The sequence below is a fragment of the Vibrio fluvialis genome, assembly GCF_900460245.1.
Taxonomy (GTDB): Bacteria; Pseudomonadota; Gammaproteobacteria; order Enterobacterales; family Vibrionaceae; genus Vibrio; species Vibrio fluvialis.
Map to the genome: position 1 here is coordinate 357,069 of NZ_UHIP01000002.1, position 12,983 is coordinate 370,051.

Below are 12,983 nucleotides of genomic sequence, written 5' to 3' on the forward strand. Positions count from 1 at the left end.
CTCTTTTTTATTTTCTTGTTGAATCCAACACCTAACGCCACACTCCCCACTCGCCGGTAGTGCCCGGTTCGTCACCTTGCGTCCACCATTGCGCAGTCCATTCGCGGCCATTGTGGCTGACCACATCGCCCGCATTATAGATAGTGTCGCTGCTCCATGCGTTGTCAGGTCCGGTCGGCGGAGTCGTTTCACCTTTGATCAGGGATAGCTGATAGCTGAAGGTCGCATTCGGCGCGAAAACTTGGTTTGCAAACAGGTTACTGGTATCGAACATGTAATGCCCCATCTCTGCATGCCAGATGCCGATATACCAAGCCCCGTTAGTCAGTTGATTAAACTGCCCCGCCAGTTCTGCCGCCCAGGTCGAGCTGTTATTGGCAGAAATAGCAAGGTTGATGTCTGACTGTTCATTACCATTGGCATCAAAGGTGCGAAAACGCACGGTATCACCCGATTCGACCGGGCCAAATCCCTGCGCAATAAAATAGCCCAGCGCCGTCAGGTCGACGGGTTGCGTGGGATCGGTGGGGTCTGTTGGCCCTGCGCCGCCATCAAAGGAGATATCACTGCAGTTGTAAAACCCTTCACCAGCCGCATCTTCACGCTGCCAACGGGTATACAACACGGCATCGCCACTGCGCCCAACGGGGAACGTTACTGCAATACGATACTTTTTATCTTCGCCTACCGCGACATTACCTGCGGTATCGATCAGTTCCAGATCCGCCCACGTGAGCGGCGCAGCGTGATTGTATTCCGGCTTCGTCAAATAGAACTGCCAGTATGATGGGCTGTGCGGCGCGGTGGCGTTGAACACCAGTTCAATCTGCTGATTCGCATCCAGCGTAATGGCGGTTTTCTGCCAATAGGGTGACGGAATGTTTAAGCCAGATTTGGCACTGTCAGCAGCCGAACACAATGAACCATCGCGCACGATGGCTTGCACATGTGCCATATCCTGATAGTTAGGCACGTTGGCTGAAATTTCATTTCGCTGTACAAACGGAAAAGCACCGGATTCATCAAACGCGGCCTGACAGGCAGCGTTCGGAATCGTATTGTCCCAAAAGCCTCCATCCTGATAACAGGTATTCTGGCGGGCACTTGGGTATTCCACCCAGCCATGAGCGGCCACCTGAAACGAGGCAACACTCCCGATGATCAGTGCGCTTAACGCACTAAACTGCAACACTTTGTTCATGATTTATCCTTTTTAACTGACATTGAGAAGCAAGGCGTACAAAACCGCTTTTGCTCCACAAAGCTAGCAAGGATTTATCTTTTCACGGCGCGCAAGGTGGGGTTTTCACCCCATTCAATCGTCAAACTGACGAGCCGTTTCCAAAGCCAGCCGCCAGTTTTCGTATCATCACATTTCCCTTCGAGTCACTTCAAATTTTGTATGTCGGACAAACGTCAAACGGCGTTCAATCTTTGGTCAGTCAATTAACAGTGTTAGAGAATCCACCACCAAATCATGGATTGTCAGAAATCCCCGACAAAACCTATCGCAAGCTTTACTTGGGCTGACGGACTCTTTACAGAAGGTTGCGTAATATGAAACTGTGCATGTCGCACAACAACAGGAGAAAAGTTATGAAGAAAGCACTTGTTATCTTAACGACTATGACCCTTAGTGCTGGTGCATTTGCGTCAATGGGCACCACCCAACAGGAAACCACGCTAACCACGGATGCGTATGCATCGAAACAACAAGCGTATGATGCCGGTTTCGCGAAAGTGAGCGAACTGAAAAGAATGCCTTCAAACGAGCTGGCCAATGAGCTCAATGTGTTTGATACCAAACTGGTACAAAACAGTATGAAGGTGAAAGATGCGGAAGTGAAAGTCGAACCCTTTGCCAAACCGGATGGTCAGGTTCAGTACCGCGCGGTGGTCGATGTCGATTACCAGTACACCGTTCGTGAAAGCAAAAACAGCTAATCTCTCGATCAACAGGGTGAGCGGAGATCTCACCCTGTTGCCTTTCTGTTATTGCCGCAATCGAAGCGGCTTAATGTCGTTCAAACTGATGAATCAGGCGCTGCAACTGTTCTAAGTTGTGCACCAGATGTTGCGTGCGCTGCACTGAAGAAGACGCCGCAAGTGAATTTTTCTCGGTTAACGTCTTAATATTGACGGCATTGGCAGTAATTTCGCGCGTCGCACTCGCCTGCTGCTCCACCGCGGCTGCAATCTGCTGGCTTTCATGGGTCACCTGACCGAGCTTGGCCGCAATATCCTGAATCACACCGCCAGTTGAATCCACCGTTTGTTTGCATTGCAGCGAGAGTTCCGAACCACGTTGCATCGAAGAGACCGCCTGTGTCGCGAGCGATTGCAACTCCGCAATCATGGCATGAATTTCACTGGTTGAATCCCCGGTTTTGGCCGCCAGTTTGCGCACTTCATCAGCCACCACCGCAAAACCACGCCCCGACTCTCCGGCACGCGCCGCTTCAATAGCAGCGTTCAGCGCCAGCAAATTGGTTTGCTCAGAAATGGCCGTGATCACTTCCAGAATGGTTTCCACCTGCTGACTGTGTTGAGCCAGTGTGGTCAGAACCTTCTGACTCTGCGCCAATTCACTGTCCAGTGCGTTTACCTGAGCCACCGTGGCACGAATCCGCTCCAGACCACACAACGAATCGCTCTGGGCAATTTCAGTTAGTTGTGACGCGGCCGACGCACTCTGGGCGATGTCGTTGATCGAATAGGTCAGCTCTTCCACTGCGGTGGCCACGAGTTCCGTTTCCTGCTGTTGCTGGGCCAATGCCTGTTCGATTCCACGCATATTGTCGAATTCACGCTGCGCCTCTTTCAGGATTTGTCCGGACGTTTCGCTGCTGCGTGCAACCACCGCACGCAGCTCCGCCTTACGCATCATCAGCGCCAGCTCGACGGGCGAACATTCATCGCAATAGCCGGTATACACTTTTTCCATCAGCGGGTTACTGTAAGCTTCGCTGGCCAGTTTATACAGCTGAGCATGACGCCGATGTAAGTAGCCCATTCCAGCCAGCGTGATCATTTGCATCAGCACCACCAGGCTACCCGGCAACCACGCCTGCTGTTGCCACATCCAGCCCGCGCTGATGAGCGTGCCTGACAGCACTGCGCCTTGCAATATGCGCATCATCGGCCAGCGACGCACCGTGACGGCTTGCCCCTGATTGAGTTTGGCGTACAACGCCTCGGCGCGCGCGACTTGTTCTTTGCTTGGTTTGGAGCGCACCGATTGATGCTCAACGATGTTACCCTGCGCATCCTTTATCGGTGTGACAAACGCCGACACCCAATAGTGCCTGGGACCTTTGCAACGGTTCTTCACAATCCCCATCCAGCTTTTTCCCTGATTGAGATACTGCCATAACTGCTCAAACGCAGCTTTGGGCATTTCAGGGTGACGAACCATGTTGTGCGGCTGAGCCAACATCTCATCAAGTTCATACTCTGCAACATCGCAGAAAGCTTCGTTGGCGTAAGTGATATGGCTAGAAGGCTGGGTGGTAGAGATAAAACTGATATTCTCCGGATAATCTTTATTCTCGGTAGCGGCCATGCTGAGCAAGCTCTTAATTAATATAAATTTAGTTGAGGAGAGACTTTTAGCATGCTCACTTTATGGTCACTTTGATACGCATCAATTCTATCAATAAGCTGCGAAATTTATCTCATTTATGAAACAAATAATGCAAGGTTTACATATTTGACGTCGAAATCATCACGCTAAACTGAGAAAAAGCGAAACAACGAATCCGAGGCAACGGTCCGCAGAATAAATGGATTAAACTTAAACCGACTCAGTCACGTAAACAGAACAAGAATAAAAACAAACACAACGGGCTTTCACGCCCACGAACTTATGCCGAAAGAACAACATCAAATTCAGGATGTGCCGATGAATGAGCTGAAACAGTGTTACTTTGACCAATCACCCGCGGGTATTGCTATCACGGATCTGAAGGGTCAGATTGAAATTGCCAATCAGCGCTTTTCTCAAATCACGCGGGCCAATGAGCAGCAGGACATCGGGGAGATTATGAATCCCGCATTGCCAATCAGCGTCGCAGAGGTCATCGATGATCTGTTGCAGGGTAAACAGCATATGCACATTTTTGAGGTCAAGCACGCCTTCAGTGCTGACACTTTAAGTTGGTGCATCATCAAGGCCAGCCTGCTGGATAAAAACGCCAAAACTCACGTATCGTTTGTGATTGAAGACATCAGTCTCAACCGACAGCTCAATCCACGCATGAATGTGCACCTCAATGCGATTGTCGACAGCCTGCCCGTCCTGATCGCTCAGATCGACGCTCAGAACCGCTATCTGTACGCCAACAAAACCTACGAAGAATACTTCCATACCACACTGAATGAAGTGATTGGCCGTACGATCGAAAATCTGATCGGCGAAGAAGCATTTGCGCGCAGCGCGCCTTATATCGAACGAGCTCGTCAGGGTGAAACCGTCACCTTCGACAATACCTTGTTTTTCACCAACGAATTACGCGTGCTGCATCTCAAACTGGTGCCGGATGAGATGCATCAGGGTGGGTTTTATATTTTCGGTCAGGATGTCACCGAGTTGAGGGCGTTTCAGAGCAGCTTGGAGTTCAAGGCTTATCATGATTCGCTTACGGGTCTGCCTAACCGTAGCTTTTTTATGAAATCGCTCGCCAACGTGCTTAAGTACAAACAACAAGGCTCTGCACTGTTGTTTATTGATCTGGATGGTCTCAAATTGGCGAACGATCGCTACGGCCACCACATCGGCGACGGCTTACTGAAGATCTTCGCCCGGGTGCTACAAGATGCCATTCGCCCGCAGGATTTCGTTTCGCGCTTGGCGGGTGATGAATTCACCATCATTCTGACGGAGCTGGAAGACCCGCTCGTCAACATGCAGGAAATCTGTCAGCGCATTCAGGAACGGCTGCCCGCCAGCGTCGAGATTGAAGGCCATTGCATCCCCTGCAGTTGCAGCATTGGCGCGACACTGCTCGATCACACCCAACATCTGAGTGAAGAAACCTGGCTGGCGCGGGCCGATGCGGCCATGTACAAAGCCAAAAGCAGTGGCAAAGGCGGTTTCGTCATCGAATAGTTTTTCACCGTTTATCCCGTCCTCACACTTTCGAATGGGTATTTTTGAGCAAATACCCGCTTTTCTACTACGCCTTTTCGAACAAAAACAAACATTTATCAGTGTTATCTAAAACACGATTTTGGTGCAAAACTTTGAAGTAACCCCATAAATTTGCAATCTAATCATTTGTTTTTATGTTCAAATTAATTCACATGCAACATTTATCACAGAAATAAGTATACGTTCGAACAACAATCCACGAAATTTCGAACGAAACAAACTTTTTCTCGTTCGCACTTAAAAACCATCGCAAAACAAATGAGGTCACCAATGTTTGGGATTTTCAAACCACAAGCTCACATCGAACGGCTGTCGCCGGATCGGGTTGAGAGCGCTTATACACGTCTACGCTGGCAACTTTTTATCGGTATTTTTGTAGGCTATGCAGGTTACTATCTGGTTCGTAAGAACTTCAGCTTGGCGATGCCATATCTGATCGAGCAAGGCTACAGCCGCGGCGATCTCGGTGTCGCACTGGCTGCGGTTTCGATCGCTTACGGCTTATCTAAATTCTTAATGGGCAGCGTGTCTGACCGCTCCAACCCACGTTATTTCCTCAGTGCGGGCCTGCTTTGCTCTGCACTGGTCATGTTCTGCTTTGGCTTTATGCCATGGGCAACCGGCAGCATCACGGCCATGTTCATCCTGTTGTTCCTGAACGGTTGGTTCCAGGGCATGGGTTGGCCAGCTTGTGGGCGAACCATGGTGCACTGGTGGTCGCGCAAAGAGCGGGGTGAAATCGTTTCTGTATGGAACGTCGCGCACAACGTCGGCGGCGGTCTGATCGGTCCTATCTTCCTGCTGGGTTTGTGGATGTTCAACGACGACTGGCGCACTGCATTCTACGTGCCTGCCTTCTTCGCGGTTCTGGTTGCAATCTTCATCTGGATCACCATGCGTGATACACCGCAATCGTGTGGTCTGCCACCAATCGAAGAGTACAAAAACGATTACCCGGACGACTACGACACCTCACACGAAAAAGAGATGACGGCCAAAGAGATCTTCTTTAAGTACGTGTTCTCTAACAAGCTGCTGTGGTCAATCGCGATTGCCAACGCGTTCGTTTACCTGATCCGTTACGGCGTGCTGGACTGGGCGCCGGTTTACCTGCGTGAAGCGAAAGAATTCACCGTTGATAAATCGTCTTGGGCGTACTTCCTGTACGAATGGGCAGGCATTCCGGGCACACTGCTGTGTGGTTGGATCTCGGATAAAGTGTTCAAAGGTCGCCGCGCACCTGCTGGTATCTTGTTCATGGTACTGGTTCTGCTGGCTGTTCTGGTTTACTGGTTCAACCCGGCTGGCAACCCAGCGATTGACATGGCAGCACTGGTTGCGATCGGCTTCCTGATCTACGGCCCGGTTATGCTGATTGGTCTGTACGCGCTGGAACTGGCTCCGAAGAAAGCAGCAGGGACTGCGGCTGGCCTGACCGGTCTGTTTGGTTACCTGGGCGGCGCTGTAGCAGCGAACGCGATTCTGGGTTACACCGTAGACCACTTCGGTTGGGACGGCGGTTTCATCATTCTGGTTGGTTCTTGTATTACCGCCATCGTGTGTCTGATTTACGCATTGATTGGCGAACGAGCGCACCATAAAGCGAAAGCCGATAAAGAAGCCAAACAAGCGGTCGCATAATTCCCGCGACCCACACTGAAAACGGGCAGCTCCTCCGATAACGCCCGTTTTCAGATTGTCACAATGTCTCCATTTAGGTGTGGTTTACTCCCCCATTCATCGCGCTCTTCCCCCGATTCAGAGCGCGATTTTTTCTAACCACGCCCTGCAAAACACAAGGATTCCACATGAAAAAGATTCTGACCCTTTCTCTGCTCTCTCTGGCTTGCAGCGCGAGCGTATCTGCCAATCCATTGGTGATTGCCCACCGCGGCGCATCGGGTTACCTGCCGGAGCACACGCTGGAAGCCAAAGCGCTGGCCTATGGCATGAAACCGGATTACATCGAGCAAGACGTGGTGATGACCAAGGATGACCAGCTAGTGGTTCTGCACGATCACTACCTCGATCGCGTGACCGACGTTGCCGAGCGTTTCCCTGGCCGCGCACGTGCTGATGGCCGTTACTACGCCATCGACTTTACACTGGCGGAAATCAAAAGCCTGCGCGTGACCGAAGGTTTCAACATCGATGACAAAGGCAACAAAGTGGCCGGTTTCCCCGACCGTTTCCCGATGTGGAAATCAACCTTTACCGTGCCCACCTTTGCTGAAGAGATTGAGCTGATTCAAGGACTGAACAAATCGCTCGGTTATGACATCGGTATCTACCCTGAAATCAAAGCGCCGTGGTTCCATCGCCATGAGGGCAAAGACATTTCTAAAGCGGTGTTGGACGTGCTGAAACAGTACGGCTACGACAGCAAAGACGACAAAGTCTACCTGCAATGTTTTGATGCCAACGAGCTGAAACGCATTCACGATGAGCTGCTGCCATCGATGAAGATGGATCTCAATCTGGTACAGTTGATGGCCTACACCGACTGGAATGAAACCATGACCTATCAAGGCGACACAGCAATGCCTTACAGCTACGACTGGATGTTTGAGCCGGGTGGCATGAAGAAAGTCGCGCAATACGCCGATGGCATCGGCCCTTGGAAACCGATGCTGGTTGACGACAAGAGCACCAAAGACAACATCATCATCAAGCCGTTGATGGGTGAAGCCAAAGCCGCCGGTCTGGTGGTGCATCCGTACACCTTCCGCGCCGACAAAGGCCGCATCGCGCCGTATGCGGAAAACTTCGATGGCATGCTGGATGTGTTCTACAACCAAGTAAAAGTCGATGGACTGTTTACCGACTTCCCGGACAAAGCGGTGTCGTTCCTGAATCATCAGTAACCGACGTTGCGCTAAATATAAAAATGGATAACTAAAAAGGGACGATCATGGATCGTCCCTTTTCGTTTTCACGCTATCTGCGATTGTTACGCGGCATAATGATGGCGCATAAAGGATTTGATCAACGTGATGAAGTCTTTCTCCGCCAGTTTTGCGCAGCGCAGTGTCTGCTCGTGAGACAGTTCTACATCGCCCAGCCCTTCCGCCATGTTGGTGATGGCGCACACCGCCAGCACTGGCAACCCGCAATGCGCAGCCGAGATCACTTCCGGCACCACCGACATACCGACCACGTCGCCGCCGATGATTTGCATCATGCGGATTTCCGCGGCGGTCTCAAAGTTCGGGCCAGTGTAGGAGACAAAAATGCCCTCGTTGAGGTGGATGTTCTGCGCCTTAGCCACCGCCAGCGTTTCTTCACGCAGTGTTTTGTCGTAAGCATTGGCAAGGCTAAAGAAACGTGGACCGTACGCGTCATCATTCGGACCCGTCATCGGCGATTCCGGCATGGTATTGATGTGATCAGTAAACACCACCAGCGAACCCACATCAATGCGTTCCGGTCGCAGTGAACCTGCTGCGTTGGTCACCAGCATGAATTCACAGCCAAGGCGTTTAAAGGTACGCACCGGATTGGTCATCACTTTCATGCTCTGGTGTTCGTAGTAGTGACCACGGCCTTTCATGCACACGACTTCGATACCAAACAGAGTGCCCAATACCAGTTCACCAGAGTGGCCTTCCACAGTGCTGACCGGGAATCCGGCTAACTCCTCGTAAGGGATAGCCACCTTGTCTTCCAACTCATCAGCGATAACGCCAAGACCAGAGCCAAGAATAAAAGCGGCCTGAGGCTTAAAGCCAGGCTTGCGCGCGTAGATAGTTTCCAGAGCTTGATTAACCGGATCGGACATGATGTTCACCTCGTTATGTTATTTGCTTCACTCTAGCGCAATCACTGTGCTGACAAAATCTCAAAATTTGGCACAATTATGTGATTATACAGCACAATTAAAGAGCCACTATGTCCACTCCCAGCCAACGTATTACGCTGAAAATGCTGCGCTATTTTCATCAGGTCGCGCAGTGTCAGCAGTTCAGTCAGGCCGCAGAACAACTCAACATCACCAAATCACCACTCAGCGCGCAGATTAAAGAGCTGGAGCACGCTCTGGGCGTGGTGCTGTTTGAACGCGATACGCGCAATGTGCGCTTAACCACGGCAGGCAAACAGCTGAATCAGGAGTGTGGACGCATTTTTGACGTGCTGGAAACATCGCTTAATCGGGTAACGCAAAGCGCGCGCGAAGAGCAGGCAACCTTGAACCTGGGTTTGATGAGTTCGATTTTCTGGGCTGGGTTTGGCGATGCGCTGCATCAGTTGCAACAGGCCAATCCATCCCTGACGCTCAATCTGCTGGAGCTGTCGCCGGAGAAACAAAAACAGGCACTGATGCAACACCAAATCGATATCGGTCTGGTGCGTTTTGCCGACACGACACAGATAGCGCCGCTCCAGACGCGCAGTTTGTATCAGGAGAAAATGGTGGTGGCGCTGCCCGCACAACACCCTTTGGCGTCCCGTAAACAGCTCTCCTTGCAGGAGTTGCGTGACACTGAATTTGTGATGCTTCGCCAGGAAAATTCCGCCTCGACTGCGCTGATTCGTCAGCACTGCCAACAAGCGGGATTTGAGATGACGATTTTGCAGGAAGTGGTCGAACCCAATACTCTGCTGGCGGTGATTTCCACCCGTGGGCTGCTGTCAATTGTGCCAGCCAGTTACGCTAATCTGGCCTGGCCGCACGTGCGTTTTGTTGCGTTGAAAGAGACGATTCTCGCCGATATCTGCGCGCTGTACACCAAAGCTTCGCACAGCCTGACCGACACGCTGCTGAACCAGCTTAGTCAGGCATTACAGAAAGGTTAGTTGAGGGTTTTGACGCTCTTTCTCACCACCAGCGTCGGCTCCAGCTGCACCACTTGTGCTTCGTTGGTCTCTTTGTCGAGTTTTTTCAGCAATGTTTCCACCGCCGCTTTGCCGAGGCGATATTTCGGCTGGTGAATGGTGGTCAAAGCGGGTGACATAAATTTTGCGATGTGGATGTCATCATAGCCAATGAGCGAGACATCTTCAGGAATACTCAGACCGTGTTCGTTTGCTGCATTGATCGCGCCCATCGCCATCATGTCGTTGCTGACAAAAATTGCACTCGGCAGCGCGCCACGTTCGATCATTTTGTTCATTGCTTCGTAACCGCCTTCGCATTCAAAGTCGGCTTCGACAATCCATTTCGGATTGATCTCCAGCCCGGCTTCAAGAATGGCACGTTTGTAGCCTTCATAACGCATTTGCGCCTGCTGGCGAATCAGCGGGCCGGTGATACAACCAATCTCTTTGTGGCCGCACTCAATCAGATGCTTGGTCGCCATATAGCCGCCCTGCAGTGAGTTATCCTGAATCTTGTCGCTGGCAAACAGCATCGGGCCCCAGTCCATCACTACCACCGGAATATCCGGATAGCGCTCGAACATGTCGATACGCTCGCCCGCCAGCGTGGAACACATCAAAATCACCCCGTCGACACGCTTTTGCAGCAGCGTATTGATGGAGGATTTCATGCGTTCATGGTCGCCTTCGGTGTTACACAAAATGAGGTTGTAACCCTGATGATAACAGCTGCGCTCCACCCCTTTCACGACTTCGCCGAAAAACGGGTTGGTGGAGGTTGTCACCAACATACCGATGGTTTTGGTGCGGTTCATTTTAAGGCTACGCGCCAGTGCAGACGGCGCATAGTTCAGGTCTTGCGCGGCTTTGTTGACCCGCTCGGCGATTTCATCACTGACAAAACGGGTCTTGTTAATGACATGGCTGACGGTCGAGGTTGAAACCCCGGCGAGTCGTGCAATATCCTTCATGGTTGCCATGTCATTGTCTCCTTGATTAATGATTGGCCAAAAACGCGTCCACTTCCGCCCGGTTTGGAATGGAAGTCTGGGCACCAAAACGAGTAACCGAAATGGCTGCCGCCGCATGAGCAAACTTAATCGCTGATTCTAGAGGCATTTCTTCTAACAAACCAGTGACCAGCGCCCCATTAAAGGTATCACCCGCTGCGGTCGTGTCCGTTGCCTGAACGCGGAAACCCGGGATCAACGCGCCACGGCCATTCTGGCTCAGCCACACGCCTTTTGCACCCAGCGTGATCATGACAATTTCAATCCCTTTGCGATGCAGTGCATCCGCCGCCAATTGCGCAGATTCGTCGTCGGTAACCGTAATGCCCGTCAGCACTTCCGCTTCGGTTTCATTGGGCGTGATGACATCCACACAGCTTAACAACTCATCCGGCAGTTCACGTGCTGGCGCAGGGTTAAGAATCACGTTCGTGCGCGCTTCTTTGGCGACCTGTGCGGCTTTGACGATACCGTCAATCGGCGTTTCCAGCTGCATCAACAGATACTTAGCTTCGCGAATGCGGGCAAGATCCGGTTCAATCGCTTCGGCAGTCAGTCTGGCGTTGGCTTCGGCAGAAATACAAATGCTGTTTTCACCGCTGTCCGAGACCTGGATCATCGCGATGCCTGTCGGGCAGTTCGGCTGCATTTTCACACCACTGATGTTCATGCCATCAAGCTTAAAACTTTCACGAATATTGATGCCAAATGAGTCGTCGCCGACGCAGGCAATAAAGCCGATATCCGCTTTTAAACGCGCGGCGGCGACCGCCTGATTGGCGCCTTTGCCACCTGGGATAACTTGGTAATTGCGACCGTGCAGCGTCTCGCCTGGGCGAGGAAATGAAGGCACTTGAAGAACATGGTCAGCATTGACACTACCTAATACCACCAACTTGTTCATAAGGGTTATCCTCAGTTTGAATGGAATACAATGTGATAGGAAATTCAGAGAGATTTGACGCCTCACTCAGGGACGTAAAGCGTCATAGCTGTCTCATCCTGCCCTACCGTCACTATCCGTTGCGGTAGGAACTGCTCTCTCCTGAGCCTGCCGGAGAGAGCAGAGAGTCTCGCTTATTCAGAGATGATTTTCAGTGGTACAGGAATGTACTCGTCCACTTTTTCGCCTTTCAGCATCTGGTCAGCGGTTTCTACACCCAGCGCACCGATCATATCCGGTTGCTGTGCCACGGTTGCCGCCAGCTTGCCACGTTTTACAGCTGCGATGCCGTCATCCGTGCCGTCAAAGCCAACGATAACCACGTTTTTGCCTGATGCCTGAACTGCGCGCAGTGCGCCCAGCGCCATCTCATCGTTTTGAGCAAATACAGCTTGAACATCTGGGTTCGCAGCCAGCAGGTTTTCCATTACGTTCAGACCTTTAGTACGGTCGAAATCCGCAGGTTGGCTGGCAAGTAGTTGCATTTCGCTGCCTTTAACGGCATTCATGAAACCTTCGCCACGCTCACGCGCCGCAGAAGTACCCGCAATGCCTTCCAGTTGGATCACTTTGGCTTTTTCACCCACTTTTTCCATAATGAAGTGACCCGCCATTTCGCCGCCCACCACGTTGTCAGAAGCGATGTGGCTCACCACTTCGCCACGACTTGCGCCACGGTCCAGAGTCAGCACCGGAATCTTAGCGTTGTTGGCAATGCGAATCGCGTTTGATACCGCATCAGAATCGGTTGGGTTGATCAGAATCGCTTTCACGCCACGTACGGTCAAATCTTCCACGTTTGACAGTTCTTTGCTTGGGTCGTTTTGCGAATCGAGTACGATCAGGTTGTAACCCAGCTCTTTCGCTTTCGCTTCAGCGCCGTCTTTCATGGTCACAAAAAATGGGTTGTTCAGCGTCGACAGCACGATTGCCATCGTGTCCTGTGCCTGTGCTGACACAGAAACGGTGGTAGACAGCAGCGCAGCGGAAATCAAAGTTGCGAGTTTTTTCATGTTCATCGTCCTTTATTGTAGGGGACCGGGTCAGGAATCCTGAACCCGGTGGT

At 51.6% G+C, this 12,983-nt stretch carries 11 protein-coding genes; 5 read left to right on the forward strand and 6 right to left on the reverse strand.

The features are described 5' to 3' along the window. Positions 1-31: 31 nt before the first annotated feature. The gene (locus tag DYA43_RS16680; protein ID WP_061055953.1) at positions 32-1,201 is read right to left on the reverse strand and encodes a lytic polysaccharide monooxygenase; all 1,170 of its coding nucleotides are present in this window, start codon (positions 1,199-1,201) and stop codon (positions 32-34) included. 395 nt (positions 1,202-1,596) lie between these two features. Between DYA43_RS16680 and DYA43_RS16685 the strand changes: the two genes are divergently transcribed. Then, a complete protein-coding gene (locus DYA43_RS16685; protein ID WP_020329758.1) occupies positions 1,597-1,944 on the forward strand; it encodes a DUF3316 domain-containing protein in 348 nt (115 codons plus the stop codon). 70 nt (positions 1,945-2,014) lie between these two features. Here the strand turns inward: DYA43_RS16685 and DYA43_RS16690 are convergent, their stop codons facing one another. Continuing rightward, on the reverse strand, positions 2,015-3,562 hold the full coding sequence (locus DYA43_RS16690) for a methyl-accepting chemotaxis protein (RefSeq protein ID WP_061055954.1): 1,548 nt from the start codon (positions 3,560-3,562) through the stop codon (positions 2,015-2,017). A 303-nt stretch (positions 3,563-3,865) separates the two neighbouring features. Here DYA43_RS16690 and DYA43_RS16695 point away from each other — a divergent pair, with 303 nt between their 5' ends. The 3 genes from DYA43_RS16695 to glpQ all read left to right on the forward strand — a co-directional run bounded on the left by DYA43_RS16695 (position 3,866) and on the right by glpQ (position 8,013). Then, positions 3,866-5,107: a diguanylate cyclase domain-containing protein gene (locus DYA43_RS16695; RefSeq protein WP_225869384.1), complete on the forward strand. Its 1,242-nt coding sequence runs from the start codon at positions 3,866-3,868 to the stop codon at positions 5,105-5,107. A gap of 312 nt (positions 5,108-5,419) precedes the next feature. Further along, positions 5,420-6,790, forward strand: a complete 1,371-nt coding sequence (gene glpT, locus DYA43_RS16700; RefSeq protein ID WP_020329755.1) for a glycerol-3-phosphate transporter — start codon at positions 5,420-5,422, stop codon at positions 6,788-6,790. Between the two features lie 167 nt (positions 6,791-6,957). Then, positions 6,958-8,013 (forward strand): glycerophosphodiester phosphodiesterase, encoded by a 1,056-nt coding sequence (gene glpQ / locus DYA43_RS16705; protein ID WP_061055955.1) that lies wholly within the window; start codon positions 6,958-6,960, stop codon positions 8,011-8,013. An 86-nt stretch (positions 8,014-8,099) separates the two neighbouring features. On the opposite strand, the gene xapA is transcribed toward glpQ, so the two are convergent. Further along, entirely contained in the window at positions 8,100-8,930 is an 831-nt protein-coding gene (gene xapA, locus DYA43_RS16710) for a xanthosine phosphorylase (protein ID WP_171934567.1), read from the reverse strand. Positions 8,931-9,037: 107 nt separating this feature from the next. Between xapA and DYA43_RS16715 the strand changes: the two genes are divergently transcribed. Beyond that, positions 9,038-9,943 carry a LysR family transcriptional regulator gene (locus DYA43_RS16715; RefSeq protein WP_061055956.1) on the forward strand — a complete coding sequence of 302 codons (906 nt, stop codon included), beginning with the start codon at positions 9,038-9,040 and terminating at the stop codon, positions 9,941-9,943. Here DYA43_RS16715 and DYA43_RS16720 read toward each other — a convergent pair. The 3 genes from DYA43_RS16720 to rbsB form a co-directional block, all read right to left on the reverse strand. Beyond that, positions 9,940-10,944: a substrate-binding domain-containing protein gene (locus tag DYA43_RS16720; RefSeq protein WP_032081820.1), complete on the reverse strand. Its 1,005-nt coding sequence runs from the start codon at positions 10,942-10,944 to the stop codon at positions 9,940-9,942. The genes DYA43_RS16715 and DYA43_RS16720 overlap by 4 nt on opposite strands. Positions 10,945-10,960: 16 nt before the next feature. After that, entirely contained in the window at positions 10,961-11,878 is a 918-nt protein-coding gene (gene rbsK, locus DYA43_RS16725) for a ribokinase (RefSeq protein ID WP_020329750.1), read from the reverse strand. A gap of 173 nt (positions 11,879-12,051) precedes the next feature. Further along, entirely contained in the window at positions 12,052-12,930 is an 879-nt protein-coding gene (gene rbsB / locus DYA43_RS16730) for a ribose ABC transporter substrate-binding protein RbsB (RefSeq protein WP_020329749.1), read from the reverse strand. Positions 12,931-12,983: the final 53 nt, after the last annotated feature.

Coding starts and splice junctions, on each gene's coding strand:
- DYA43_RS16720 (WP_032081820.1), bottom strand. CDS start 10,944: ATGGCAACCATGAAGGATATTGCACGACTCGCCGGGGTTTCAACCTCG.
- rbsB (WP_020329749.1), bottom strand. CDS start 12,930: ATGAAAAAACTCGCAACTTTGATTTCCGCTGCGCTGCTGTCTACCACC.
- glpQ (WP_061055955.1), top strand. CDS start 6,958: ATGAAAAAGATTCTGACCCTTTCTCTGCTCTCTCTGGCTTGCAGCGCG.
- DYA43_RS16695 (WP_225869384.1), top strand. CDS start 3,866: ATGCCGAAAGAACAACATCAAATTCAGGATGTGCCGATGAATGAGCTG.
- DYA43_RS16715 (WP_061055956.1), top strand. CDS start 9,038: ATGTCCACTCCCAGCCAACGTATTACGCTGAAAATGCTGCGCTATTTT.
- DYA43_RS16690 (WP_061055954.1), bottom strand. CDS start 3,562: ATGGCCGCTACCGAGAATAAAGATTATCCGGAGAATATCAGTTTTATC.
- rbsK (WP_020329750.1), bottom strand. CDS start 11,878: ATGAACAAGTTGGTGGTATTAGGTAGTGTCAATGCTGACCATGTTCTT.
- DYA43_RS16680 (WP_061055953.1), bottom strand. CDS start 1,201: ATGAACAAAGTGTTGCAGTTTAGTGCGTTAAGCGCACTGATCATCGGG.
- glpT (WP_020329755.1), top strand. CDS start 5,420: ATGTTTGGGATTTTCAAACCACAAGCTCACATCGAACGGCTGTCGCCG.
- DYA43_RS16685 (WP_020329758.1), top strand. CDS start 1,597: ATGAAGAAAGCACTTGTTATCTTAACGACTATGACCCTTAGTGCTGGT.